Consider the following 23,971-nt stretch of genomic DNA (forward strand, 5'->3'; position numbering starts at 1 on the left):
ACCGGACGGCTTGGAGCGGCAAAATGCAAATCGCGCAGCCGGAACTGCGCGAGATCGCGAGTTGCTGCTGCGCGAGCGTGGCCGGCGCTCGAAGCCTGCATCGGTCGCTGCAATTAGCGGAATTTGCCGGTAAAACGCAAGAGCAGCCGCTCACCGCGACAATAGGGTCAGTGCCGTCATCGATTGCAGCAGGCTCTTCGTCGTGCCACCGAAGATCGTCTGCCAGAGCCAGGAATGGGTGTAAGCACCCATTACAAGAAGATCGATGCTGCTGTCCGAAAGCCGGTTTTCGATGACATGCGAGGCGTTCCTGTCCACGCTGTGGCCGGTCGCAAGAGTCGTCTCCACACCATGGCGGGCAAGTGTGGCGGCGATCTCGGCGCCTGATGTGAGCGGCGACTGCAAGGCCGTCTCGGCCGGGTCGACCGAAAAGATCTCCACCTCCTCGGCCGCCTTCAGGATCGGCAGCGCATCGAAGGTCGCGCGCGCCGCCTCCTTCGAGCCGTTCCAAGCGATCAGCACGCGCTTGATCGGCTTCGGCTGGCGGATGACATAAGGGATCATCAGCACCGGCCGCCCGGTTTCGAAGAGGAAGTTGTCGACGTCGACATGGCTGTCGGACGGTTTGGCCGGGTCGGCCTGCGATGCGATCAAAAGATCGGCGCTGCGGGCGCTTTCGATCAGCGGTGCGGAGCCATAGCCGGTGGAGGTGGCAAAGCTGCGCCATTCCGAGGAGGCGCCGGTCGCCTGCGCTTTCGCCTGAAAAATGCGCTCGATGGCGACGGTTTCGCCGTGCGCCATATCCTGCAGCGCCTGCACGGCGACCGGATCGGGAATTTCCATCGGCGCCACCAGCGGCACGGCCGATATGATTTCGGCATGCAGGCCGATCACGTGAGCACCGCATTCTGCGGCAATGGCAAAGGCGAAATCGGCAACGGCGGCGCTATTGTCTGCTGTATCGAGAATGGCGAGAATGGTTTTGTAAGACATATCAATTCTCCTTGCGCTGAAATGGCGTGCGCGAGGGAAGGGAATGCACCGGACCGTTCTCCCGTTCCTTGACGGGGATCAAGATCGGCCCCTTAAGCCTCGGCGGAATGGTTTTCCGTAATGTCCTTCTTTCGGCGGATGGCGTCGATCATCGCATGCACCTCGGCGCCGGCAGCATCGATCGTCGCCTGCGCGCGGCCGCGCACGACAATCTCGGTCGAGAATTTCTGGCCGATATAACGCGGGTAGGAACCGATGCTGGTGTCCGGATGCGCTTTCTGGATCGCGGCAAGAGGCGTGCCGATATCACCTTCGCCATAAGGGCAGGCGATTGCGAGCGAGAGAACCGGCGTGCCTGTCCGAAGTGTCGGGAGCACGTTGTCGATCATCGCCTGGAAGACCTGCGGCACGCCGGCCATGACATAGACATTGCCGATGATGAAGCCAGGCGCCGTCGACACCGGATTGGGGATGTGGACGGCTCCCCGCGGCATGCGTGCCATGCGCTGGCGCGCCTCGGTGAACTCCATCTCGCGGCGTCGGTACATATCGGCAAGCAGCATCATCGCCGCTTCGTCGTATTCGCAGGGCAGGTCGAAAGCCTTTGAGATCGCATCGGCGGTGATGTCGTCATGCGTCGGCCCGATACCGCCCGAGGTGAAGACGTAATCATAACGGGCGCGAAGCGCATTCAGCGCCTCGACGATCGCCTCCTCGTCGTCAGCGACGATGCGCACTTCCTTGAGGTCGATGCCGGACAGGGTGAGCAGATCGGCGAGGTGGCCGATATTTTTGTCCTTGGTGCGGCCGGAAAGAAGTTCGTCGCCGATGGCGAGCATGGCGGCGGTGACGACGGTGTCATGGCTCATGGGATGTTCCGTGATGTGAGGCTGGTCAATAGGTAGCGCCCTTAGGCCGCTTTGCAAACACTCGAGCACGATGCCGGAAAGTGTAAGCTGTTGTCGGACGATATCACGCCTTCAGAAAGGGCCGATGCGTCACTTTCGCCGAATTGGAACCGCAGGCGAATTTTCGTCTACGGGCGTCAAACACTGAAATCTCGCGCGCAAGGCTGCCTTCGGCCGTGGGCGCTGGTAGAAATCCGCCGGCCAGGATTTCACTCGCAGATGAAGGCGAGCGTTGCCGAAAGTCGTTTTCTCGCCGAAATGCCTGCTCGTTCATCCCGTGGCGCTGCCGGCAGAGCGGAATCATTTTTACGCCCCGCGGCTCTTCCCATCGCCCATGACGCAAGATATTGAAAACGCCGCAAGCGGGCGTGGCGAAACTGGTAGACGCAAGGGACTTAAAATCCCTCGGCCTTAGGCTATACGGGTTCGATCCCCGTCGCCCGCACCATGATCCCGTTTTGATGTATATTGCGCGCAAAAAGCGCGTTACTGCTTGACAATGACGTTTTCGGTGCAAGGATTGCGCCGCGGCGGTAGTGTAAGTGTTGTCTTGTGGGAGTAAGACGATGGTTTACGATTGGAGCGGGACCAGGGTTCGGCGCGTCCGGATCCTCAAGACTAGCGTCGCACTTGTTCTTGCAACCGGTGCGGCTGCGATACCGTTGTTTTTCTGGGCGATGGATTTGCCGGGTTTCTGATCCGCAATAATCAGCGTTCTGCCAGCGGCAGGCTGTTTGGAGCTTTGCTCTCGCGCCACTTGTTGATCACCCAGCCGGCGAGCAGTCCGAGGGCGGCGCCCAATGCTTTGAAGCCGGCGTCATGCAGCCGCGGATGACGAGTCGGAGTGAGGTACTGCAGGTATTCGATGGCGACCGCCCCGATGATCAGCAGCACGGCCACCAGTTTCCACTGCTTCGGATAGGCGAGCGCGAAGGCGAGGCCAAGCAGAACATAGGCGCCGCCGCGGTCCGTGTCGACCGTCGTGACCGTATCCGGTCTGAGTCCGATCGGCGAAACCGTGACAAAGAGGATCAAGGCGAGCAGCAGCCAGGCGAGCGGTCTTGCGAGTTTTAAGATCATCATCGATCCATATAAGTGGCAGGCCATTTTATTGACAGTTAAAATCAGTTCATCTGCCGCCGATTTTACGATTGGCTTAAGAAAGGCTTCCCAACGGCGGAGGTGGCATCAGGGCTGAGCGGCCGTCAGTGAACCGGAAATGACCGGAGCGGCCTTTCCTTTGGCCGCCGGCCTGTGCCATAGCGGCGGTGACCAATCATGAGAATGGACAATGCCCGTGACGAGACTTGAAGTCGAAAGCGCCGAAGAGGCAATGCGTAGCCTCTTTCCGGCAACGCCGCTGCAGCTCAATGACCATCTCTCGGCCCGCTACGGCGCCGACATCTGGCTGAAGCGCGAGGATCTGTCGCCGGTGCGCTCCTACAAGATCCGCGGCGCCTTCAATTTCTTTCGAAAGGCAATCGGGCAGGGGGCGGCCGGCAAGACCTTCGTCTGCGCCTCGGCGGGCAACCACGCCCAGGGCTTTGCCTATGTCTGCCGGCATTTCGGCGTGCCGGGCGTCGTCTTCATGCCGGTGACGACGCCGCAGCAGAAAATCGACAAGACCCGCATGTTCGGCGCCGGATTCATCACCATCCGGCTGTTCGGCGACTTTTTCGACCAGTGCTATCAGGCGGCGCGCGAGCATGTCGAGGCGGTCGGCGGCGTCATGGTGCCGCCTTTCGACCATGCCGATATCATCGAGGGACAGGCGACCGTTGCCGCCGAGATCATGCAGCAGCTGCCGGAGGGAACGGTGCCCGACATGGTCGTTCTGCCGGTCGGCGGCGGCGGGCTGGCCGCCGGCATCACAGGTTATCTAGACGGCACCGTATCGAACTCGGCTTTCGTCTTCGCCGAGCCGGCCGGCGCGCCGAGTCTGAGACGCAGCATTGAGGCCGGCAGGGTGACGACGCTTGCCAAGGTCGACAATTTCGTCGATGGCGCAGCTGTGGCCCGTATCGGCGATCTGAATTTTGCAGCCCTTCGCGATTTTCCGGCCGAGCAGGTGCACCTGATGCCGGAAAACGCCATCTGCGTCACTATTCAGGAAATGTTGAATGTCGAGGGCGTCGTGCTGGAGCCGGCCGGTGCCCTGTCGCTGACGGCGATCGCCGCGATGGACCGCCAGGCGATCCGCGGCAAGACCATTGTCGCCGTCGTCTCCGGCGGCAATTTCGATTTCGAGCGCTTGCCTGACGTAAAGGAAAGAGCCATGCGTTACGCAGGGCTGAAGAAATACTTCATTCTGCGGCTTGCCCAGCGCCCCGGGGCGCTCAGGGATTTCCTCAATCTGCTCGGCCCCGACGACGATATCGCCCGCTTCGAATATTTAAAAAAATCGGCGCGCAACTTCGGCTCGATCCTTATTGGCATCGAAACCAAGGCGCCTGAGAATTTTGCCCGGTTGATTGCAAATTTCGAAGCTTCCGGCATGGGTTACGAGGATATCACGGAAAACGAGATCCTTGCCAACCTGATCATTTGACTTGGCGATCGCAAGGCCTCCGTGCTAGAGACGCGTCATGGCTTCATTCATTTCAAATCTCTTTTCAATGTTCTCCGGCGGGTCCAAACCGGCTTCGCAGGCGGCGGGGCCTTCTGGCGAGCCGCAGCTCTACGGCGATTGCACGATCTATGCGGAGCCGCGTAAGGAAGGCAGCCAATATCGCCTGGCCGGCCGCATCGAAAAGAAGGTGGGCGACGAGGTGCTTGTGCGCAATTTCATCCGCGCAGATCTCTTCTCATCCTCCGACGATGCGATTGAGTGCACCGTGCGCAAGGCCCAGCAGATCATCGATCAGCATGGGCCGTCGCTCTTCGGTGACGGCGAGAAGACCCGTCAGGTCTGAAACTGAAAGCCAGTCAGAGCGACCTCCGACGTCGGCGGGAATCGCCTTGCATTCAAACCTATGATCCCGCTCCACTGATCTTGCACACGCAATCTTAAAGGATTGCGGCCAAAGCTGTCGCCTGCAGGATTTGCAGGGCTGCCTTCGTGCTTCAGTTTTTCAGACGATCGATCAAAGGATCCGCTGTGGTGATCGCAGCGCCCGCCCGGCCGCGAAGGCGTCTTACGGACGCCGCGGTGCCGTGATGGAGACAATCAACCTCGCGCTCTTCGTCGTCGAAGCCATCGCCTATTTCGTGCTGATGGTGACGCTTCTGCATTTCCGCCATCGGCTCGGCCTGGGAGTTTTTCTGACGGCACTCGGCGTCATGCATTTCATGGAAACCTATCTGGCGGCGGTCTTCTACGTCTCACTGCCGTTCGGCGACGTGTCGCCTGGCTCTTCCGTCTTCTTCTCCGGCAAGCTGATGATGATCCTGATGCTCTATCTGCAGGAGGATGCAGCGACGGTGCGCCAGCCGATCTATGGCCTGTTCCTCGGCAACCTGCTCACCGTCGGCATCGCCTGGATTCTGCAGCTACATCAGCCGTTGCAGATATCGCCCGGCCATACACCTGATGTCGATTTCCTCAAGGAGATAGGTTGGCTGATGGTCTGGGGCACGGCGCTGCTCTATGTCGATTCGCTCGGCATTATCCTGCTTTACGAGAAACTCGGTGATTTCTTCCGCCGGCGCACTGTCCTGCGTTTCATGATCTCGGGTTTCTTAATGCTGACCTTCGACCAGGTCGGCTTTTTCGCGGCGCTGCATTACTTCCTGGACGTGCCGATCGCCGTATTCTGGGGTGGCTGGAAGGCGAAGATGCTCGCCGTCTGCCTGTATGCAGGACTGTTCGCCATCTACGAATATCATATCCGGCGCGTCGGCGCGGACGCCTCGGCGCGCTCCATCAGTGATGTCTTCGGCGATCTGACGTTCCGCGAGCGCTATAACGACCTTCTGGAGCGCACGGGCCGTGACATGCTCACCGGTGTCTACGATCGCACGCGCATGGAGCTGGAAGCGCCGCTGATGTTGCGTGAGGCATTGAGGCAGGGGCTGTTCGCCACCATCCTTATTATCGACGCCGATCACTTCAAGGATGTCAATGACGGTTATGGCCATCTGCAGGGCGACGAAGTGTTAAGGGCGATCGCCGCCCGGCTCGGCACGACGCTGCGATCCAGCGACCGTATCTTCCGCTTCGGCGGAGAGGAATTCGTGGCCGTCTGCCCCGGCACAAGTCATGAAGAAGGGCTGAGGCTTGGCGAGCGCCTGCGCTGGACGATCGAGACCAGCGTCAAGACGCCGGACGAGAAGCCGGTGACGGTCAGCATCGGTGTTGCGACGGCCGACGAGGACGGCCTCAGTTTCACGACGGTGCTCGCGGCGGCTGACGGCAGGCTTTACGCGGCAAAAAAGAGCGGCCGCAACTGCGTCGTCGGCCGCTCCGGCATTATGAAACCCGCTTAGCCCCGGCTGGCTCAGGCGGCGCGGAAGATCTTGGCGCCTGACGGCGCGCTCGTCATGCCGCCATCGACGGTGATCTCGATGCCGGTGACGTTGGCGGAATCATCGGAGGCTAGATAAAGCGCTGCCTTGGCGATTTCTTCGGCTTCGCTCATGCGGCCGAGTGGGCTCATGCCGCCGAGGCGGGCTTCGAGCGCCGACATCGCATCTTGGGTCGACGCCATCGGCGACCAGATCGGCGTCTTCGTGCCGCCTGGCGTCACCTGGTTGACACGGATGCCGCGCGGCGCGAGTTCCGAAGCCATGTTGCGGGTCATGGCGCGCACCGCCGCCTTGGAGGCCGCATAGGCCGACCAGCCGGGAGCGCCGAGCACGGCATGGACCGAACCGTTGAGGATGACCGAGCCACCGTCGACAAGATGTGGCAGGGCCGCTTGGACCGTGAAGAAAACCGCGGTCAGGTTGGTGCTGATGATCCCGTTGAACTGCTCCGCCGACGTGTCACCAAGCGGTGTTGCGCCGCCGATGCCGGCGTTGGCGAAGACGACGTCGAACTTGCCGACCTTTGCGGCGGCTTCGGCAAAAGCCCTTTCGGTGGCGGCCGCATCGGTGACATCGAGCTTCAGCGCAAACACGCCCGGCCCAAGCGCCCTTTCTGCGGCGGCGAGCGTTTCCGGGTTGCGGCCGGTGATCACCACCCTGGCGCCTTCGTCGATGAATACTCTGGCGGTCGCAAGACCGATACCGCTGTTGCCGCCAGTGATCAGGGCAACCTTGTTTCGTAAACGCATGATTCATGCTCCTCTTGGAACTGACAACGATCTGGATTATGATCGTTATCCATGAGGATTATGAGCGTAATCCCAATAAGTCAAGCGGTAGGAAAATTCCGATGGGGCGTTCGCAGCTGGAGAAACAGAAGACGCACGAGAGGATTGTCGAGATCGCGTCGAAGCGGCTGCGCGAGGAAGGGCTCGAAGGCGTCGGCGTCGCCGATCTGATGAAGGAGGCCGGACTGACCGTCGGCGGCTTCTACAAGCATTTCGCCTCGCGCGAGGATCTCGTCGCCGAGGCGATAGAATTCGCTTTCGATTCATGGGGACGCGGGCTGGAGGCAGAAGGAGTGGACCCGGCGAAGATGACGGCCGCTGACATCGGCGAACGTTATGTCAGCGCCTATCATCGCGACAATCCCGCCACGGGCTGCCCCTTTGCCGCACTGACCTCCGACATATCGCGCAGCGGAGAGAAGGCGCGGGGGATCGCGACGGAGCGGCTGAGACGCAACTTCGAAGCTCTGGCGAGCATAGCCGCCGGAGTGGACGAAAGGGAAAGGCGGCGCAAGGCGATCATGGCTTTTGCGATGATGGCTGGCGGCGTCGGCCTCGCCAGGATTTCTTCCGACGAAGACCTGTCAGCCGAAATCCTGGAGACGATTCGGAATTTTGTTGCCGATATCGACAAATGACAAACGGCCGGCGGATGCCGGCCGTTCGAAAGAAGTGGTTGACAGCCGATCAGGCGGCCAGCGCGATTTCCTGGACGCGCGACTTGGCGGCGTCGATGGCCTTTTCGGCGGCTTCCGGACCGAAGGCGAGACCCTCGACATAGATGGTTTCGATATCGGTAATGCCGAGGAAGCCAAGAACCGACTTCAGGTACGGAACGGCATGGTTCAGGGGGGCAGCCGGCCCTTGCGAATAGACGCCACCGGATGCGAGCACGACATACAGCTTCTTGCCGGTTACGAGGCCGACCGGGCCGCTTTCCGTGTACTTGAACGTCACGCCGGCGCGGGCGACGTTGTCGATCCAGGTCTTCAGCGACGAGTAGATGTTGAAGTTGATCAGGCCGGTGCTGATGACGATCGTGTCGGCGGCGAAGAGTTCGGCGACGAGTTCGTCCGAGGTTTTGATGGCTGCGTTTTCTTCGGCGGTACGGGCTTCCGCCGGCTTGCGGATCGCGCCGGTGAAGAGGTCATCGATGTGCGGCAGCGGATTGGCGGCAAGATCGCGCCGGACGACGACGCTGCCCGGCTTCTGGCTCTTCAGCTTCTCGGCAAGATCGACGGCGATCGACGTCGAGAGCGATTCGGCACGCGGGCTGGATGTCAGAAGAAGAATGGACGACATGGATCATTTCCTTTCGAATTAAACTGAACGGCTGTTGCTGGGAGGGAGAGCCGCGGTGTCGAACAGGAAAATAAGTCTGGCCTGCTATCGAAAAAACGGAGATAATGTCGATCGAAACTATCGATGGAATGGATGGAAGATGCTCCCGAACCCGACCCTGGATCAATTGCAGGTGTTTTTGACGGTTGCCGAAACGGGCAGCTTTTCGGCCGCTTCGCGGGCATTGAACAGGGCTCAGTCGGTTATCAGCTATACGATTGCCAATCTGGAGGCGCAGCTCGAAGTGCCGCTTTTCGAGCGTTCCGGCGCGCGCCAGCCGAAGCTGACCGAGGCGGGGAAGGCGATGCTCGAGGATGCGCGGCGCATCCTGGGCGACCTGCAGGTCATGCGCGCGCGGGTCAAGAGCCTGAGGGAAGGGCTCGAGGCGGAGGTTTCCGTTGCCATCAGCGTCATGGTGCCCTCGCAGGCCGTGGTGGACGTGCTGCACGAATTCCGTGAGATGTTCCCGACCGTTTCCCTGAACCTCAATGTCGGCGAGCTTGGAATGGTTATGGATCTCGTGCTGAGCGGCAAGGCGACGATCGGCATCGGCGGTGCGGTCCTCAAGCAGGACGATTCGATAATCACCGAGCGGATCGGCCATTCCTTCATGCTGCCCGTTGCCGCGCCCGACCACCCGCTTGCCCAAATCGGACGGCCATTGACACTCGGCGACGTGCGCGAAGAAGTGCAGCTCGTCGTCACAGACGCCTCAGGCCGCACGAAGGGACGGGATTTCAACGTCCTGTCCTACAAGACGTGGCGCGTCAGCGATATTGCGACGAAGCACCAGCTTATCAAAGCCGGTCTTGGCTGGGGCGGTCTTCCGGCTCCCATAATGCATGACGATCTGCGTAGCGGCGCGCTCGTCCATCTCGATCTCGATGCCTATGAACAGGGCGAGTACGCCATCTATTCGATGCGCCAGCTCGCCAACCCGCCCGGACCGGCCGCCACCTGGATGATCGACGCGTTCCGCACACGACTATCCCACTGCCCGAACCAGGCCGATTTTCATGCCGAAATGGCGGAACTACGCGACACAGTTCCGCCGCTCGCGGCCGAATGACGAAGGCGCGGAGCCCACGCCTTCGCTCGGATCTGTCTGCTTAGAGAACGAGCCTGAATTTCGAGAAGCCCTCGGCGCCATCGCCGGCCTCCTCGATCTTGACGCTCTTGACCGCGGCGAGGAACTGCTTTGCCTTCGGGCCGCTGTCGAAGGTGACGGTCGTGCCCGCCAGCGGCTTGAAGGTCCAGTTCGCATCGGCCGACGGATTGATCGTGCCCTGCTCGTGGACGTAGCGGACGATGACGTCGCGGTTAGTATCAGGCGCCTGGAAGATTACCTTGTCCGCAGCAATTTCCGGGAAGTTGCCGCCACCGCCGGCGCGGTAATTGTTGGTGACGACGACGAACTTCTGAGCTGGATCGATCGGCTTGCCATCAAAGGCGAGGTTCTGGATGCGGTTCGAGTCCGGATTGATCGTCTTTCCCGACGAATCATATTTCGGCGGCTGTGCCAGATCGATTTGATAGGTCACCCCGTCGATTACGTCGAAATTGTAGGAAGGAAAATCGGTGTTGAGCAGCGGCGCGTCCTTCGATCCGGCTTCGATGTGATTGAACATGCCGGCAGACATTTCGAGCCAGTTCTTCATCTGCGCACCGGTGATGGCGACAGCCTGGACCGTGTTCGGGTAGAGGTAGAGGTCGGCGACATTCTTGATGGCGATATCGCCGGCCGGAACGTCGGTGTAATATTCGGCGCCGCCGCGTCCGCCGGCCTTGAAGGGAGCCGCGGCCGAAAGCACCGGCAGATCCTTGAATTGGGTATCGGCGAGCATCTGCTTGATATACCAGGTCTGGGCCTGGCTGACGACCTGCACGGAAGGATCGTCGGCGACGAGAGCGAAATAGGAATAGAGCGGCGCGGAGGTCTTGCCGACGGGCGTGCGGACATAGGCGAGCGTCGCCTCATGTTCGGCCTTGGCGGCCTCTACCACCTCTTTCTTGTCGGCGTAATCGGCGATCACTTTCTTCTTGTCGTCGCGATGATAGATCGGCCGTGCTTCCGAGGTGAAATCGACGATTTTCCAGCTGTTGCCGTCCTTTTCCAAGAGCAGGTCGATAAGGCCGAGATGCGAGCCCCAGAAGCCTGCCATCACGGCGGGCTTGCCATGCAGCGTGCCTTTGACCGGGTCGGCGTTGGCTATGCCGTCCCAGCTCTTCGGGCCGGGGAAGACGAGATGTTGGTGACCGGTGAAGATCGCGTCGATCCCTTCGACGGCGGCCAGGTGCAGCGAGGCGTTTTCCATTTTTTCGGCGGGCGCGCTGCCATCGATGCCGGAATGCGAGAGGGCGATGACGATATCGGCGCCGGCTTCTTTCATCGCGGGGACCCAGGCCCTGGCGGCCTCGACGATATCACGCGTCTGTGCCTTGCCTTCGAGATTCTTGATGTCCCAGAGCATAATCTGCGGCGGTACGAAACCAATAAAGCCGATCTTGACGGGGCTTTCCTTGCCGGCGCCGTCCTTGATCTGCTTTTCCACAATGACGTAAGGCTTGAAGAAAAGGTCGTCCTTCTTCGGGTCCGAAGCAAGCTGGCCTTTGGTGAGATTGGCACAGACGAAGGGGAAATTGGCGCCTGCCAGGACTTTGAACATGAAGTCGAGGCCGTAGTTGAATTCGTGATTCCCGAGCGTGCCCACCGTATAGCCAAGCGTGTTCATCGCCTTGATCACGGGATGGACGTCGCCGTCCTTCATGCCGTGTTGGTAGGCCATATAGTCACCCATTGGATTGCCCTGCAGCACATCACCGTTGTCGATCAGCAGCGAGTTGGCGGCTTCCGCACGGATGTTGTCGATGATCGTCCCGGTACGCGAAAGTCCCATCGTGTCGTTCGGCTTGTCGGCGTAATAGTCGTAAGGGAAGACATTGACGTGAATATCAGTCGTTTCCATCAGCCGAAGATGCGCCTGATTGGCGCTGGCACGCGCGCTGAAAGGATGCAGCAGCACAAGGGCGGAGGTCGCGGCAAGGCCGCCAAGCAGTGAACGACGGCTCATCAGGCCGACATCGAAAATGGAAGACATGGAAAAGCTCTCCTTGAAAGATCGTGCATCGTCCGGCCCCCCAGCATTAGGACGATTTGGCGAGGAGTACACTGCGAAAATGACAGGATGGCTAAACGGCCCGGCACAAAGCGGACATGGCCTCGGAAGGCGAGGTGGATGCAACTCGCTCGCCTGAGATCCGTCGCGGGAGTCGCGGGTCAGGGCGCTATCCCCTTTACTCCAGGCGCCGTCGCGCCCGCTAAGGCGCAGCCGCCTGTGGCGATCGAGGTTCGCTGTGGAAGCGCGCTGCCGCGACTGCTCCGAAAGACGGGGGCCGCCTTAGGGTTTCGCCGGCAAGGCCGCCCGCTGCGGCAAGCGTTCGCCGCTGGGTCTGGAGGTGGCCAATTGCCGTACCGCCAGGACCGGCCGTATTTCCTTATGGAAAAAGCGGAAATAGGAGGAGATCTGCGCTCGCGCATTCGAGTTCACATCGAATTGGATGCCGATGCGGCCATTGTGTTTCCAGCGGATGATACCTTCAAGCAGCCCGAGGTTTTCGGCTTCGATACGCACCTTGCTGCCGGAAGCCGCCTGCAAAGGCTCCTTCGTCTCCAAGGCGGCGCCGGTCGCGGACAGATTGAGAATGCGGACATCCACCTCACTGTTCAAATACTTGACGCTGCCGAAGACGCGGCAGTTCTTGCGGTCGGTCTTTCGCGCCGTGATTTTCAGGTTGCGGCTCATATGTTCTCCCTTGGATACGGTGAGGGAGCATAGCGGTGGAAAATTGAAATGGTTTTAGTGGCGTGGCTAAAATTGCAGTGAAAGCGTCAATTGGCTTTAATCCGTGTCGGCGAGATGCGTGCAGCAGAACCCACGTCGCAGGAGCGACTAACCGGCGTCGCCTAAGTCCAACGTGGTGCCGCAGGCTTTGGAAGCCCTGCGTCCCACGACATGCTCGCGCCACACCGTAAAGATGCCGGCGGCGACGACGATCGCCGAGCCGACGATCGTGTTGAGACTGAGCGTTTCGCCATAGATAGTCACCCCGATGATCGAAGCGTAGACGAGGGACAGATAGGTCAGCGGCTGGACAGCGGCGGCATCGAGACTGTCGTAGGCGCGGATCAGGAAATAGTGGCTGGAAATGCTGGTCATACAGACGAGCGCCATCCAGCCCCAGTCGCCTGACGACATCCAACTCCAGTAGAACGGCCCGATAAGCGTCATCGCGACGGCGCCGACGACGCCGGTATAGAAGAAGCTGGTCATCGAAGGATCGTCTCGGCTCACGAGTCGCGTAGCGATGACGTAGAAGGCGAAATTGAAGCAGGAAAGGATAGCGAGAAGCAACTTCACATCGAAGAAATCACCTTCCGGCTTCAGGATCAGCAGCACCCCGAAAAGCCCGGCGCCTATTGCCGCCCACCGCCGCCAACCGACCCGCTCGCCGAGGATCGGCATTGCCAGCAGTGCGATCAGGATCGGCGTCGCGGAAAAGATCGCCTGTGAACGGGCAAGGCCGATCACAGCAAAACAGGTGATGGCCAGAACCACCTGGACTGCAAGCAGCACGCCGCGCGCCACCTGCAGGGCGGGGCGTTTGGTGCGGGCGGTCGCCTTGAGACCGCCGCGCATCTTCGAAGCGAGAATGACTGTGAAAAGCCCGAAGGCCCAGTAGCGGATCATCGTCACGAAGATCGGCGGATAGGTCGATGCCAGGTGTTTGGAGATGGCGTCCTGCAGCGAAAAGATGGTGAGCGCCAATAGGGCGAAAATATAGCCGTGGGTCTTCGATTTCATCACATGCCAATAAGCGGGAGACGCCCGCGCGCAGCGAAAGTCTGGTCAGGCATTCGGAAAATAAGCAAGGCCTCAAAGCCCCACATTCGGCCTGTCGATGATTTCTCTGAGCGCGAAGCTCGAATTGATCTTGACCACATGGGGAAGGGCCGACAGCCAATCGCGATGGATACGCTCGTAGTCTTCGAGGTCACGGGCGGCGACCCTGAGGATGTAGTCATATTCGCCCGACATCAGGTAACAGACGAGCACATTCGGGCAGAGCTTCACAGCCGACTCGAACTCCGCCAGCGTCTTGGCGAACTGGCCCGAAAGGGAAATATGCACGATTGCGATCATCTTAAAGTCGAGCGCCTTGTGCGAAAGCCGAGCATGGTAACCGTCGATAACGCCGCTTCTTTCAAGAATATCGAGCCGCCGGGAACAGGCCGAAGGGGAAAGCCCGATCCTTTCAGCGAGGTCGGCATTGGTGATGCGGGCGTTGGCCTGCAAAACCTTCAGAATCGCAAGATCGATAGTATCGAGATCGGCCATTCGAAGAACCTTCGAAAACAGTGCGTGAGGGTGCAATAATCACCGAAAAATCGCGTCTGCGCAAACCGTCTTTGCAAGGACATTTCGCAACCTTGATGGTTGGATTCAGTCGCAGAGGAGATCCGCGATCGCGGAGACAAAGTGAGAGGAACGCGAAATGCGTGTCGGTTGCCCGAAGGAAATCAAGAATCATGAATATCGCGTCGGCCTGACGCCTGCTTCGGTGCGTGAATATGTGGCCCACGGCCACGAGGTCTGGGTCGAGACCAAGGCGGGCACCGGCATCGGTGCCGATGATGCCGCCTATGCCGCGGCTGGCGCGAAGATTGCCGGCTCCGCCAAGGATATCTTCGAAAAGTGCGACATGATCGTGAAAGTGAAGGAGCCGCAGCCCTCCGAATGGGCGCAGCTTCGCGATGGTCAGCTGCTCTACACCTATCTGCATCTGGCGCCCGATCCCGACCAGACCAAGGGTCTTCTCGCCTCCGGCGTCACCGCAATCGCTTATGAGACGGTGACCGACGAGCGCGGTGGTCTGCCGCTGCTGGCGCCGATGTCCGAGGTTGCCGGCCGCCTGTCGATTCAGGCTGGAGCGACTGCCCTGCAGAAGGCCAATGGCGGCCTCGGCGTGCTGCTCGGCGGCGTGCCCGGCGTACTGCCGGCCAAGGTGGCAGTCATCGGCGGCGGCGTGGTCGGCCTGCATGCCGCCAGAATGGCCGCCGGACTGGGCGCCGACGTCAGCATTCTCGACAAGTCCCTGCCGCGCTTGCGTCAACTTGACGACATCTTCGCAGGCCGTGTCCACACCCGTTATTCCAGCATTCAGGCGCTGGAAGAGGAGGTCTTTTCGGCCGATCTCATCATCGGCGCCGTGTTGATCCCGGGTGCTGCCGCTCCGAAGCTCGTCACCCGCGAGATGTTGTCCGGCATGAAGAGGGGCGCCGTGATCGTTGACGTCGCCATCGACCAGGGCGGCTGCTTCGAAACCTCGCATGCGACCACCCATTCGGATCCTACCTATGAGGTCGAGGGGGTCGTGCATTATTGCGTCGCTAATATGCCCGGCGCAGTGCCGGTCACTTCGGCGCATGCGCTGAACAATGCCACGCTGGTCCACGGGCTTGCACTTGCCGACCGCGGCCTTCGCGCCATTGCCGAAGATAAGCACCTGAGAAATGGTCTCAACGTGCACAAGGGCCGCATCACCAACAAGCCCGTCGCGGAAGCGCTCGGCTATGAGGCCTTCGCCCCGGAGAGCGTATTGAATGTAGCGTAAAATACCTCACCCAAGTTCAGGCAAGGGCGCCGGTTTCCTCAAGGATCGGCGCTTTTGCCTTTTCGATCCGGCACTGGAAGCAATTGTTGCGTGCTGAACGTACATGCACATAGGCGATGTCGCCTCGTGCCAGCAGTGTCTCGGCATAGGCCGGGATCCGGTCGAAATCGGTCACCGCACCTGTGCCATAGATGATGCGATCATTGGCACTGTAGCCGCGGACGATGAAATCGGGGCTCATCGTCAGCATCGGCGGCTGGACCTCCTCGGCGGTGTAACGTCGGCAGGGCTGTTTATGCAGGAAGATCGGTCCAGTTTCGGCATAGGGCTGCAATTCTTGGAAAGGCCGATAGGCAAAGACGAGCAACTCCTCGCCCTCGTCGATATTCTTCAAACAATGGCGACAAGGGTTGCCGTCACCATCTGAAACCATCGTCTCGGGCAGCCTGTCATAAGCGTCACGTCCGCCGTTCCAGAGATGCTCGGCGTCACTGGTCGGCATGGCGACAAAACGGATGGCGGTCATGACAAATCTCCTTTGTATTTGCCATGAAATGCACCCGCATCCATCTATAAGCCACCCGTTTCTTGCGAAGCGGGATCATAAAGGAGACTTGCCTTGGCCCAGGTCGACTTGGCGCTGCTGGCGCAGCAAAATGCTCAGATATTGGATGAACTCAGGGCTTTGCGCCGGGAACTGGCGGAACTGAAGGAGCAGTTGGACCGCACGCTCGATTTCGAGCGCCGCAATGATCCACGCCGCCCAAGCAGCCTTACGCAGCGTTAGCTGCTTCCGCTTGCGCGACCGATTTCCACGCTGAAGCCTAGCCACGTCAGCCTTGGGACTGAACAGGTTGCGGCTCTCCTGTGGCTGGCATGGGAGCAGCGGCAAGCGCCTTTGTGATCCAAAGAGCGGTGACGACGACGGGGACCACCGCCCAATAGGAAAAGCGGATACCGAAATATTCGGCAATGAAGCCAAGCAGGGGTGGGCCGGCGAAAAACACGAGGAAGGTTGTCTGCCCAAGCGCTGCGACGTTGACAGGAGCCGGTCGGTCCGTGCGGCGCGCCGCAGCGGAGATGGCAAGCGGATAGACCGACGAGCAGCCGATACCGGTCAAGCCGAAGCCTATGAGCGCTATGAGTGGGTGTGCCGCCGTCGCGACCATCAGAAGCCCTAAGACGACGATTGTGAGAAGGACTATCGCGACCAGGTGCGGATTGAAGCGGTCGATGACTGGATCCATTGCAAGCCGTCCGATCGCGATGCAGAGGGAGAATATCGTCACGCTGAGCCCGCCGATGAAAGGTTCGGCCGCAAAGACGTCACGCATATAGATCGCCGACCAATCCACGCTCGCGCCTTCAGCCAGGAGCGGTGCTGCGCCTATCAGGCAAAGCGGCAACAGCCCCATTGTCGGAAAAGCGATGAGGGGGATTTCTCCGGAGTGCGCGTCCAGCCGTGGGGGTGCGGTTTCGATTTTCGAGAACACGATCGAGCCCGAAATCAGCACGATCAGGAGGATGAGGAAGATGTGCAGCTCGATGGAGATGTCGGCCTGCCGCATGCCGGCGGCGACAAGAGCAGTCATGCAGAAGCCGAGGCTCCACATGCCGTGCGCGCGGCTCATGATGCGATATCCAAGCAGCGCCTCGTGGCGGTCGGTTTCGATATTGGCATTGATCTCGAATGCGCCGGTGAATAGACCGGCGATGAAGAAGAATGGAATGGCCGGGAGAGCTGAAGGCATCCAGGAAATCACCGAGAAAAACAGGGATGCGCCGAACACCGTGACGAAAGCTGTGGTGCGCGCACCGAGCCTCTCGATGATCCTCACCGAAAATGTCAGCCCGCAGAGAACTCCCAATGACATGACAGCGAGCAAAAGCCCGAGCTCGCCCTCGGTGAGGCCGAATTTGCGCTGAAGATCAGGCAGGCGCGAAAGAAAAGCACCCACGGAAAGGGCGACTGCAAACTGGATGAAGAAAATGCGGTGGTGTGGCTTCATCTCGGGACCTGCTCCGATCGGATATGGATTGAAGCCCAACTGATACCGTCATAGCGAGGCTTCCGGTGAGATGGCGGCAGGTTCAGAAACCGGCGGCTTCCGGATTATCTACACCGCTGCTGACAGCTGCTGTCAGCATGAAGCCCACCTTCGGCAGCAACGTCAGCTTTTCCGCGCAATCTCCAGAAGCTCCTTATCACTCAGCGGCCGCACGATGCCGGTGCCGGTCGAGACAGGGGAGAAGCCGTACATCTGATAGAGCTGCAGTGCGCGCGGATGGTCGAGATTATTGGTGGTCGTGGTGACGCGCTTCGGATCGAGCGCCCAGATGGCATAGAGGGCCTGCAGCAGAAACCATTTGCCGATGCCGAGCCCGAGCGCATGTTCGATCAGGCCGAAATGGCTGAGTTCGATCGTATCCTCGTCTTCACAGAAATATTCGTAGAAGCCGGCCGGTGCGCCGTTGACGTAGAGGACGCTGATATTGTTGCGCTTGTCGTTCAGCGTTTCCGCCAGCTGCGCGTCGCTCATGCGCAGCCGGTCGACCCACTGCCAGCGCGCGCCTACCTGCCGGTAAAGATAGCGGTAGAAGGGTAGTGGTATGCCTGGCGCTCGCATGATGGCCGTCTGGATATTGACGGGCACCGGCATGCTCGCCTTCGGCGGCGCCGTCATTTCGAGACGGGTGATATGGGCTTTAAGCGAAGCGGGCGTCTTTCCCATGGCAGTCAAGCTTTGGCCGGCGTCGGCGGACCGGTGACAACAGGCGTATCGTCACGGCTGCCCCATTCGCTCCATGAACCGTCATAAAGCTTGTTGTCTTGATGGCCGAGGGATTCCAAAGCCAGCGTGATAATCGCGGCCGTGATTCCCGAGCCGCAGGAGGTGACGACCGGCTTGGAGAGATCAATGCCTGCCTCTTCGATCGTCTGCCTGAGTTCAGGCAGCGATTTGAACCGACCCTGGTTTGCGAAGACGCCGGACGGCAGGCTTCGGGCGCCGGGCATATGGCCTGAGCGCATGCCGGCACGCGGCTCCGGTTCGGTAGCGGCGAAGCGGCCGGCGCTGCGGGCATCGGCGATCTGCATCGCGCCGCTCGAGACGATGTCGCGCATGGTCTCGAGCGTCACGACGCGGCTCTCGTCGAAGTTCGGAGTGAAGGTCGCCGGAGCAGGATTGGGTGTGGTGGTTTCGAGTGGACGGCCCTCGGCTTTCCAACCGTCTAGACCGCCGTCGAGCACGAAAACATTCTTTGCCCCCATCACCCGGAACAGCCACCAGACGCGCGGCGAGGCAAACAGGCCGATACCGTCATAGACGACGATGCGATCACTCTCGCTGATGCCCAGCCGGCCGACTTCGGCGGCGAAAAAGTCAGGCGAGGGGATTGTGTGTGGCAGTGCCGTCGAGTGGTCGGCGATCTTTTCCTGATCGAAGCGGACGGCACCGGGAATATGGCCCGCCGAATATTCGGCATCGGCGTCGCGCTTCTGCGCCGGCAGATAGAAGGAGGCGTCCAGCACGCGCAGATCCGGCTTGCCGAGCTCGGCCTGCAGCCATTCGGCCGAGACGACGAAACGGCTCTTGCTCTCAGTCATTATGGTCTCCCTTGTCAGGCTTCTTCGCCGGGCGTGCCGAAGCGGATGCGGAAGCGTCGGTTCTCCTTGCCCTTCTTTTCAATCTTGGCGATATGGATCTGGCCGACTTCCTGCGTCTCCGAGACATGTGTGCCGCCACAGGGCTGGCTGTCAATCGAGGAGTTCTCGCCGATGCAGACGAGACTGACCCGGCCGAGCCCCATCGGCGGGCGCACGTTCTTCGATTTGACGATGTCGGGATTGGCCGCCAGCTCGTCGTCGGTGATCCATTGCAAATAGACTGGATGGTTCTGGCCGACCAGCTCCATCAGTTTGGCCGTTACCTCGTCCTTGTCGATTGTCTCGCTCATGTCGAAGTCGACGCGGCTTTCCTCCTCGCCGACGGCGGCGCCGGTGATCGGATAGGAGCAGATGACCGACAGCAGGTGGCAGGCCGTGTGCATGCGCATCAGCCGGTAGCGGCGCGGCCAATCGACATGCAGCACCAGCGTCTCGCCAACCTCCGGCCGCGGCTCGTTTTCGAGCGGCACATGGATGATGACGTCTTTGCCGGCGCCGTGTTTCGTCTGGCCGAGTGCGATCTTGGTGCCGTCGGCACGTTCAAGTTGGCCAGTGTCGCCTGGCTGGCCGCCCGATGTAGCATAAAAGCAGGTCTGGTTGAGCTCGATGCCCCCGTCGTCGTGAACGGCGGTCACGACCGCCTCGCACGTCGAGAGATAGAAGTCGTCGCGATAGAGGGCATTGACGGGCATGAGGTCTCACACGGGCTCGTAGGGAACGTGTATCTCGGACGAAGCAGTCATCCAGGCCGGAACGGGCAGTCCCTTCGACTTGAGGAAATCCGGATTGAAGAGCTTCGACTGATAACGGTTGCCGTAGTCGCAGAGGATTGTCACCACCGTGTGACCGGGTCCGAGATCCCGGGCGAGATTGACCGCACCGGCAATGTTGATCGCTGTCGAGCCGCCGAGGCACAGCCCCTCGTTTTCGACGAGGTCGAAAAGATAGGGAAGAGCTTCGGCATCGGAAATTCGATAGGCGTAATCGGGGGTAAAACCCTCGAGATTGGCGGTGATGCGGCCCTGGCCGATACCTTCAGTAATGGATGATCCCTCGGATTTCAGCGTGCCGTTTTGATAGAACTCATAGAGGGCGGCGCCGTCGGGATCGGCAATCCCGATCTTGACGTCCGGCTTGAAAGTCTTGAGTCCTGCGGCGACACCCGCCAGCGTGCCCCCGGAGCCCACTGAGCAGATAAAGCCGTCGATCTTGCCTCCGGTATCGTTCCAGATTTCCGGCGCGGTCGTTTCGATATGAGCCTGTCGGTTGGCGACGTTGTCAAACTGGTTCGCCCAGATCGCTCCGTTCGGTTCGCTCTTCGCCATTTGTTCGGCAAGTCGGCCGGATACTTTCACGTAGTTGTTCGGGTTCTTGTAGGGAACGGCCGGCACCTCGACGAGCTCGGCGCCCAGCAGTTTCAGCGCGTCCTTCTTTTCCTGGCTCTGCGTTTCCGGGATGACGATGACGGTGCGGTAGCCGAGCGCCTTGGCGACCAGCGTCAGCCCGATGCCGGTATTGCCGGCCGTGCCTTCGACAATGACGCCGCCAGGTCGAAGCAGCCCCTTTCGCTCCGCGTCGCGGATAATGTAGAGGGCGGCACGGTCCTTGACCGACTGGCCGGGGTTCAGGAACTCCGCCTTGCCGAGAATGGCGCAGCCGGTTGCCGCGGAGGCGCCCTTGAGTTTGATCAGGGGCGTATTGCCGATGGCTTCGAGGACGGAGGGATGGAAGGTCATGGAATCTGCCTCTTTCGAACTCTTACTTTAGGAACGGTCTTTTCCCTTCACAAGGCTGTGTTGGCAAGAAATGCTATTCCACGGCCCTTACGGTCACGATAAAATTTCCCTCTCCTCGCTGGAAATGGCCCGAGAGTGCGATCCTACCGTGCCGTGGTGATCCGAAGATTGACTTTACCCGTACGGATGACGACAAAGCGACAACGCAGCACGGTAGCGGGCTTGGCCGAAACCGACATGGTTCACGAGCAGATCGACACAATCGATGCATTGATGGCGCACTATGTCGCCGGCTCTTTGCCCGAGCCGGCGCGGGTGCTCGTATGCTCGCATCTCGAAATGAAGCCGGGCAATCGCAGCCTGGTGAACGCGCTCGAGCTACTGGCCGGAGAGGCGCTGGAAAACACGCCGGAAGCCGCCATCGCCCACCGCGAGCAGCGGCTTGCGGCAATCTTCTCCTCCAGCTCTCCCGATCTTAGGCCGCAGACGATCGGGAGATCCGAAACTGCGCTGTTTCCCCGGGCGTTGTGGGATCTTGTCGGCTTCGAGCTCCAGGATGTTCCCTGGCGCAGGCGGCTGCCCGGCCTTAAGGAATATTCACTCGACAGGGAGGGCTGCGAGGTCCGTCTGATGTGGATCCGCCCTGGTCGCGCCTTGCCGGCGCACACTCATAAACGCATGGAGCTGATCCTGGTTCTCGATGGGGCTTTCAACGATGAGCGCGGCCATTTCGGCCCCGGCGACATCTCGATTGCCGACGAGACTGTCGATCACCGGCCTGTTGCTGAAAAGGACAGGCCTTGCATAGCTTTCGCCGTTTCAGATGGACCTGTCCGACTGACCGGATCCTTCCGTCAGATGATCGGCGACCTCATCGGCTGAAAGCAGCCACAATGGTGTGATAGAGCCATAAATCCGGGAGGCGCAAAAACTTCCGGACCTTTTTTCGTGTTGGTCAGGCAGAGCCGGAGGAGCATGTCATGCGTGATTTCATCGCCCGTCCCGAACATGGAATCGTCTGGATCTCGGGCGCGAGCTCGGGTATTGGCCGGGCGCTTGCGCTGAAACTTGCCGGCGAAGGATACAAGGTCGCCGTCACCGCCAGAAGCCACGAAAAGCTGGTCGAGCTGCAGGCCGAAGCCAGGGGCCTTTCCGGCAGCATTATAGTCCTCGACGGTGATGTCAGCGATGCCGAGGACATGGAACATGTCCTTGCCTCCATCGAATATGAGCATGGCACGCTCGCCATGGCAATCCTCAATGCCGGTGTCAACCTGCCGGTCTACGCGGAGGACCTGGACCGCGCCGCTTTCGAAAAAAGCTTTGCCGTCAATCTTTCCGGCGTCGTGAACTGTCTGTTGCCGGCGATCCGCCATATGAAGGCGAAAGGGCAGGGACAGATCGCCATCGTCTCTTCCGTCACCGGTTATGGCGGCCTGCCGACGGGGGCTGCCTATGGCGCAACCAAGGCGGCGTTGATCAACATGGCCGAAAGCCTGAAATTCGATCTCGACAAGATGGGCATTCGCATTCAGCTCATCAGCCCGGGCTTCGTTGACACGCCGACGATGGGGAAGAGCGCCCTTCCGATGCGGGCGGCGCTGATCTCCTCCGAGAAAGCTGCCTGCCAGATTGCCGCCGGGCTGAAATCGCAGGCTTTCGAGATCGCTTTCCCCCGGCGCTTTGCCACAATGCTGAAGCTGGCGCGTCTGCTCCCCTATGGCGCTTATTTTCCATTGATGAACCACCTGACGGGCTGGCGGCAGCGGCCGCCGCTGGATGATCACCATCCGGTGATGCCGCACCCTGCGGAATGATCAACGGCGCGCCTGACATTCGGAAGCCGGAGGCGGCGTTTCGTAGATCGGCTAGCTGCGGACGGATGTGCGCGTTTATCCCCCGTTCGATATAGCCTTGTAGGCGGCCAGTGCTCGGTTTCGGGCACCGGCGTGATCGACGATCGGTTTCGGATAGGTCTCGCCAAGAACAATGCCGGCTTCCTCGAGCACACGCTTCGGCGCCTCGAAGGGCCGGTGGATGTATTTCGCCTCGAGCGCTCGAAGCTCCGGCACATAGGTTCTGACATAGTCCCCTTCGGGATCGAAGGTTTCGCCCTGCAGCACCGGGTTGAAGATGCGAAAGAAAGGCGAGGCATCGGCTCCCGAACCCGCCACCCATTGCCAGCCCGCGGCATTGTTGGCGGGGTCGGCATCGACCAGCGTATCGCGAAACCAAGCTTCGCCGGAACGCCAGTCGATCATCAAGTCCTTGACAAGGAAGGAAGCGACAATCATGCGCACGCGATTGTGCATCCAGCCGTGGCGCCAGAGCTGGCGCATGCCGGCGTCGACGATCGGATAGCCGGTCTTGCCGCGACGCCATGCCTCGAAGTCCTCGCCGCTGTTGTGCCATTCGAACCCGTCAAAACGACCATTCCAGTTCTCAGATGCCAGTTTGGGAAAGTGCAAAAGCAGGTGATAGGAGAATTCGCGCCAGGCTATCTCCTTGCGGAAATGCACGATATCGGCCGTCGGCGTTTTCGACAAACCACGCGTCGCATCCCAGATGCGGGCAGGGGAGATCTCGCCGAACGCCAAATGCGGCGACAGCATCGATGTCGCCGGCTTCGCAGGATAGTCGCGGTTTTCCTTATAGCCATTGAGCGCGTCTTCGATGAAGGTGCCGAGTCTCACCTGTGCGCCCTGCTCGCCCGGCGTCCATACGTCGGCGAATTCCTTGGCCCAGTTCGGCTTCCTAGGCAGTAGCTTCCAGCTCTCCAGCCTTTCCGAGGTCGGAAGCCGCGATGCCAGCCGCAGCGACGCAGGTGCGTCGAGTGGCGGCCCAGGTTCGCCCGCTCGCTCGAGTGCCCGCCAGAATGGCGCGTAGACGCGGTACGGCGCACCCTTCCCGGTCATCAGCCTGGATGGTTCATGCAGCAGCTGGCCGCCGAAGCTTCTCGTCTCGATCGCCTGCTTTTCCAGTTCGTGCTCGATGCGGATGTCGATCGAAAGACCAGATGGGTCGTAGCGGCGGTTCCAGAAGACAGCATCGGCGCCGCTTTCCCTGATAACCGCCCGAAGCACATCGAGCGCCTCACCGCTTACAAGCACCAGCCGTCCCTGCCGCGAACGCAGCGATTTGCCGAGCGCATCCAGCGAATGATGAAGCCACCAGGCTTGGGCTGCGCCGAGCGGACCTGTACCTGCTGCCCTTGGCTCGTTGATGTAAAGAGCGATGATTGGCCGCGCGGAGACGTGGGCGGCGTTGAGAGCCTGATTATCGTCCAGGCGCAAATCCTTTCGAAACCACAGGATGACAGGTTTTTCCGCGTTGTTTGCCAATGAAACCAATTCCGTGCTCGCGTTAGTTTTCGGCCGAGTACGGATGTACGCAACGGTCGGG

25 protein-coding genes and 1 tRNA gene are annotated in these 23,971 nt (G+C 60.4%); 10 read left to right on the forward strand and 16 right to left on the reverse strand.

The window, feature by feature from the left end:
- Positions 1–150: 150 nt before the first annotated feature.
- Positions 151–993, reverse strand: a complete 843-nt coding sequence (locus J2J98_RS08920; RefSeq protein ID WP_138396763.1) for a universal stress protein — start codon at positions 991–993, stop codon at positions 151–153.
- 92 nt (positions 994–1,085) lie between these two features.
- The gene (locus J2J98_RS08925; protein ID WP_207602885.1) at positions 1,086–1,862 is read right to left on the reverse strand and encodes a competence/damage-inducible protein A; all 777 of its coding nucleotides are present in this window, start codon (positions 1,860–1,862) and stop codon (positions 1,086–1,088) included.
- Between the two features lie 401 nt (positions 1,863–2,263).
- On the opposite strand from J2J98_RS08925, the gene J2J98_RS08930 reads away from it, so the two are divergent.
- Positions 2,264–2,349, forward strand: a tRNA-Leu gene (locus J2J98_RS08930).
- Between the two features lie 260 nt (positions 2,350–2,609).
- Here the strand turns inward: J2J98_RS08930 and J2J98_RS08935 are convergent.
- Complete coding sequence (locus J2J98_RS08935) at positions 2,610–2,984, reverse strand: VanZ family protein (protein ID WP_138396761.1); 375 nt, start codon at positions 2,982–2,984, stop codon at positions 2,610–2,612.
- Positions 2,985–3,198: 214 nt separating this feature from the next.
- On the opposite strand from J2J98_RS08935, the gene ilvA reads away from it, so the two are divergent.
- The 3 genes from ilvA to J2J98_RS08950 all read left to right on the forward strand — a co-directional run bounded on the left by ilvA (position 3,199) and on the right by J2J98_RS08950 (position 6,326).
- Positions 3,199–4,449 (forward strand): threonine ammonia-lyase, encoded by a 1,251-nt coding sequence (gene ilvA, locus J2J98_RS08940; RefSeq protein WP_207602886.1) that lies wholly within the window; start codon positions 3,199–3,201, stop codon positions 4,447–4,449.
- A gap of 37 nt (positions 4,450–4,486) precedes the next feature.
- Positions 4,487–4,813 (forward strand): HlyU family transcriptional regulator, encoded by a 327-nt coding sequence (locus J2J98_RS08945; RefSeq protein WP_064709171.1) that lies wholly within the window; start codon positions 4,487–4,489, stop codon positions 4,811–4,813.
- Positions 4,814–5,054: 241 nt separating this feature from the next.
- The gene (locus J2J98_RS08950) at positions 5,055–6,326 is read left to right on the forward strand and encodes a GGDEF domain-containing protein (RefSeq protein WP_171049327.1); all 1,272 of its coding nucleotides are present in this window, start codon (positions 5,055–5,057) and stop codon (positions 6,324–6,326) included.
- An 11-nt stretch (positions 6,327–6,337) separates the two neighbouring features.
- On the opposite strand, the gene J2J98_RS08955 is transcribed toward J2J98_RS08950, so the two are convergent.
- Positions 6,338–7,114: an SDR family NAD(P)-dependent oxidoreductase gene (locus J2J98_RS08955; RefSeq protein WP_138396757.1), complete on the reverse strand. Its 777-nt coding sequence runs from the start codon at positions 7,112–7,114 to the stop codon at positions 6,338–6,340.
- Between the two features lie 101 nt (positions 7,115–7,215).
- On the opposite strand from J2J98_RS08955, the gene J2J98_RS08960 reads away from it, so the two are divergent.
- On the forward strand, positions 7,216–7,791 hold the full coding sequence (locus J2J98_RS08960; protein ID WP_207602887.1) for a TetR/AcrR family transcriptional regulator: 576 nt from the start codon (positions 7,216–7,218) through the stop codon (positions 7,789–7,791).
- Positions 7,792–7,840: 49 nt separating this feature from the next.
- On the opposite strand, the gene J2J98_RS08965 is transcribed toward J2J98_RS08960, so the two are convergent.
- Positions 7,841–8,455, reverse strand: a complete 615-nt coding sequence (locus J2J98_RS08965; RefSeq protein ID WP_064709167.1) for an FMN-dependent NADH-azoreductase — start codon at positions 8,453–8,455, stop codon at positions 7,841–7,843.
- Positions 8,456–8,594: 139 nt separating this feature from the next.
- Between J2J98_RS08965 and J2J98_RS08970 the strand changes: the two genes are divergently transcribed.
- Entirely contained in the window at positions 8,595–9,563 is a 969-nt protein-coding gene (locus J2J98_RS08970) for a LysR family transcriptional regulator (RefSeq protein ID WP_207602888.1), read from the forward strand.
- 40 nt (positions 9,564–9,603) lie between these two features.
- On the opposite strand, the gene J2J98_RS08975 is transcribed toward J2J98_RS08970, so the two are convergent.
- From J2J98_RS08975 to J2J98_RS08990, 4 genes are all read right to left on the reverse strand, one after another.
- Entirely contained in the window at positions 9,604–11,592 is a 1,989-nt protein-coding gene (locus tag J2J98_RS08975; RefSeq protein ID WP_207602889.1) for a bifunctional 2',3'-cyclic-nucleotide 2'-phosphodiesterase/3'-nucleotidase, read from the reverse strand.
- Between the two features lie 300 nt (positions 11,593–11,892).
- A complete protein-coding gene (locus J2J98_RS08980; protein ID WP_064709164.1) occupies positions 11,893–12,297 on the reverse strand; it encodes a PilZ domain-containing protein in 405 nt (134 codons plus the stop codon).
- Positions 12,298–12,444: 147 nt separating this feature from the next.
- Positions 12,445–13,356, reverse strand: a complete 912-nt coding sequence (locus J2J98_RS08985; protein ID WP_207602890.1) for a DMT family transporter — start codon at positions 13,354–13,356, stop codon at positions 12,445–12,447.
- A gap of 72 nt (positions 13,357–13,428) precedes the next feature.
- On the reverse strand, positions 13,429–13,890 hold the full coding sequence (locus tag J2J98_RS08990) for an Lrp/AsnC family transcriptional regulator (protein ID WP_064709162.1): 462 nt from the start codon (positions 13,888–13,890) through the stop codon (positions 13,429–13,431).
- A 157-nt stretch (positions 13,891–14,047) separates the two neighbouring features.
- Between J2J98_RS08990 and ald the strand changes: the two genes are divergently transcribed.
- On the forward strand, positions 14,048–15,166 hold the full coding sequence (gene ald, locus J2J98_RS08995) for an alanine dehydrogenase (RefSeq protein ID WP_207602891.1): 1,119 nt from the start codon (positions 14,048–14,050) through the stop codon (positions 15,164–15,166).
- Positions 15,167–15,182: 16 nt separating this feature from the next.
- Here ald and J2J98_RS09000 read toward each other — a convergent pair whose 3' ends face one another.
- Positions 15,183–15,692 carry a DUF1203 domain-containing protein gene (locus J2J98_RS09000; RefSeq protein ID WP_207602892.1) on the reverse strand — a complete coding sequence of 170 codons (510 nt, stop codon included), beginning with the start codon at positions 15,690–15,692 and terminating at the stop codon, positions 15,183–15,185.
- A gap of 93 nt (positions 15,693–15,785) precedes the next feature.
- Here J2J98_RS09000 and J2J98_RS09005 point away from each other — a divergent pair, with 93 nt between their 5' ends.
- A complete protein-coding gene (locus tag J2J98_RS09005; RefSeq protein ID WP_197491979.1) occupies positions 15,786–15,953 on the forward strand; it encodes a hypothetical protein in 168 nt (55 codons plus the stop codon).
- A 46-nt stretch (positions 15,954–15,999) separates the two neighbouring features.
- Here J2J98_RS09005 and J2J98_RS09010 read toward each other — a convergent pair whose 3' ends face one another.
- The 5 genes from J2J98_RS09010 to J2J98_RS09030 all read right to left on the reverse strand — a co-directional run bounded on the left by J2J98_RS09010 (position 16,000) and on the right by J2J98_RS09030 (position 20,569).
- Positions 16,000–17,175 carry an MFS transporter gene (locus J2J98_RS09010; RefSeq protein WP_064709200.1) on the reverse strand — a complete coding sequence of 392 codons (1,176 nt, stop codon included), beginning with the start codon at positions 17,173–17,175 and terminating at the stop codon, positions 16,000–16,002.
- A gap of 162 nt (positions 17,176–17,337) precedes the next feature.
- Positions 17,338–17,898, reverse strand: coding sequence for a GNAT family N-acetyltransferase (locus tag J2J98_RS09015; RefSeq protein ID WP_064709159.1), 561 nt, complete (start codon positions 17,896–17,898; stop codon positions 17,338–17,340).
- Between the two features lie 5 nt (positions 17,899–17,903).
- Positions 17,904–18,773 carry a 3-mercaptopyruvate sulfurtransferase gene (sseA, locus tag J2J98_RS09020; RefSeq protein ID WP_207602893.1) on the reverse strand — a complete coding sequence of 290 codons (870 nt, stop codon included), beginning with the start codon at positions 18,771–18,773 and terminating at the stop codon, positions 17,904–17,906.
- A 14-nt stretch (positions 18,774–18,787) separates the two neighbouring features.
- Complete coding sequence (locus J2J98_RS09025; protein WP_138396748.1) at positions 18,788–19,525, reverse strand: alanyl-tRNA editing protein; 738 nt, start codon at positions 19,523–19,525, stop codon at positions 18,788–18,790.
- 6 nt (positions 19,526–19,531) lie between these two features.
- The gene (locus tag J2J98_RS09030; RefSeq protein ID WP_207602894.1) at positions 19,532–20,569 is read right to left on the reverse strand and encodes a cysteine synthase A; all 1,038 of its coding nucleotides are present in this window, start codon (positions 20,567–20,569) and stop codon (positions 19,532–19,534) included.
- 222 nt (positions 20,570–20,791) lie between these two features.
- Between J2J98_RS09030 and J2J98_RS09035 the strand changes: the two genes are divergently transcribed.
- Positions 20,792–21,451, forward strand: a complete 660-nt coding sequence (locus J2J98_RS09035; protein WP_207602895.1) for a ChrR family anti-sigma-E factor — start codon at positions 20,792–20,794, stop codon at positions 21,449–21,451.
- A gap of 98 nt (positions 21,452–21,549) precedes the next feature.
- Positions 21,550–22,386: an SDR family NAD(P)-dependent oxidoreductase gene (locus J2J98_RS09040; RefSeq protein WP_064709155.1), complete on the forward strand. Its 837-nt coding sequence runs from the start codon at positions 21,550–21,552 to the stop codon at positions 22,384–22,386.
- A 75-nt stretch (positions 22,387–22,461) separates the two neighbouring features.
- On the opposite strand, the gene J2J98_RS09045 is transcribed toward J2J98_RS09040, so the two are convergent.
- On the reverse strand, positions 22,462–23,910 hold the full coding sequence (locus J2J98_RS09045) for a cryptochrome/photolyase family protein (RefSeq protein WP_207602896.1): 1,449 nt from the start codon (positions 23,908–23,910) through the stop codon (positions 22,462–22,464).
- Positions 23,911–23,971: the final 61 nt, after the last annotated feature.

The organism is Rhizobium bangladeshense, from assembly GCF_017357245.1.
GTDB classification, from domain to species: Bacteria; Pseudomonadota; Alphaproteobacteria; order Rhizobiales; family Rhizobiaceae; genus Rhizobium; species Rhizobium bangladeshense.

What these genes read in the sequence shown, in the direction of transcription:
- J2J98_RS08960 (WP_207602887.1), top strand. Translation starts at nt 7,216, where the DNA reads ATGGGGCGTTCGCAGCTGGAGAAACAGAAGACGCACGAGAGGATTGTC.
- J2J98_RS08965 (WP_064709167.1), bottom strand. Translation starts at nt 8,455, where the DNA reads ATGTCGTCCATTCTTCTTCTGACATCCAGCCCGCGTGCCGAATCGCTC.
- J2J98_RS09010 (WP_064709200.1), bottom strand. Translation starts at nt 17,175, where the DNA reads ATGAAGCCACACCACCGCATTTTCTTCATCCAGTTTGCAGTCGCCCTT.
- J2J98_RS08955 (WP_138396757.1), bottom strand. Translation starts at nt 7,114, where the DNA reads ATGCGTTTACGAAACAAGGTTGCCCTGATCACTGGCGGCAACAGCGGT.
- J2J98_RS08990 (WP_064709162.1), bottom strand. Translation starts at nt 13,890, where the DNA reads ATGGCCGATCTCGATACTATCGATCTTGCGATTCTGAAGGTTTTGCAG.
- J2J98_RS09000 (WP_207602892.1), bottom strand. Translation starts at nt 15,692, where the DNA reads ATGACCGCCATCCGTTTTGTCGCCATGCCGACCAGTGACGCCGAGCAT.
- J2J98_RS08970 (WP_207602888.1), top strand. Translation starts at nt 8,595, where the DNA reads ATGCTCCCGAACCCGACCCTGGATCAATTGCAGGTGTTTTTGACGGTT.
- J2J98_RS08975 (WP_207602889.1), bottom strand. Translation starts at nt 11,592, where the DNA reads ATGTCTTCCATTTTCGATGTCGGCCTGATGAGCCGTCGTTCACTGCTT.
- J2J98_RS08920 (WP_138396763.1), bottom strand. Translation starts at nt 993, where the DNA reads ATGTCTTACAAAACCATTCTCGCCATTCTCGATACAGCAGACAATAGC.
- J2J98_RS08935 (WP_138396761.1), bottom strand. Translation starts at nt 2,984, where the DNA reads ATGATGATCTTAAAACTCGCAAGACCGCTCGCCTGGCTGCTGCTCGCC.
- J2J98_RS08945 (WP_064709171.1), top strand. Translation starts at nt 4,487, where the DNA reads ATGGCTTCATTCATTTCAAATCTCTTTTCAATGTTCTCCGGCGGGTCC.
- J2J98_RS09015 (WP_064709159.1), bottom strand. Translation starts at nt 17,898, where the DNA reads ATGGGAAAGACGCCCGCTTCGCTTAAAGCCCATATCACCCGTCTCGAA.
- J2J98_RS08925 (WP_207602885.1), bottom strand. Translation starts at nt 1,862, where the DNA reads ATGAGCCATGACACCGTCGTCACCGCCGCCATGCTCGCCATCGGCGAC.
- ald (WP_207602891.1), top strand. Translation starts at nt 14,048, where the DNA reads ATGCGTGTCGGTTGCCCGAAGGAAATCAAGAATCATGAATATCGCGTC.
- J2J98_RS08980 (WP_064709164.1), bottom strand. Translation starts at nt 12,297, where the DNA reads ATGAGCCGCAACCTGAAAATCACGGCGCGAAAGACCGACCGCAAGAAC.
- J2J98_RS08985 (WP_207602890.1), bottom strand. Translation starts at nt 13,356, where the DNA reads ATGAAATCGAAGACCCACGGCTATATTTTCGCCCTATTGGCGCTCACC.
- J2J98_RS09030 (WP_207602894.1), bottom strand. Translation starts at nt 20,569, where the DNA reads ATGACCTTCCATCCCTCCGTCCTCGAAGCCATCGGCAATACGCCCCTG.
- J2J98_RS09040 (WP_064709155.1), top strand. Translation starts at nt 21,550, where the DNA reads ATGCGTGATTTCATCGCCCGTCCCGAACATGGAATCGTCTGGATCTCG.
- sseA (WP_207602893.1), bottom strand. Translation starts at nt 18,773, where the DNA reads ATGACTGAGAGCAAGAGCCGTTTCGTCGTCTCGGCCGAATGGCTGCAG.
- J2J98_RS09025 (WP_138396748.1), bottom strand. Translation starts at nt 19,525, where the DNA reads ATGCCCGTCAATGCCCTCTATCGCGACGACTTCTATCTCTCGACGTGC.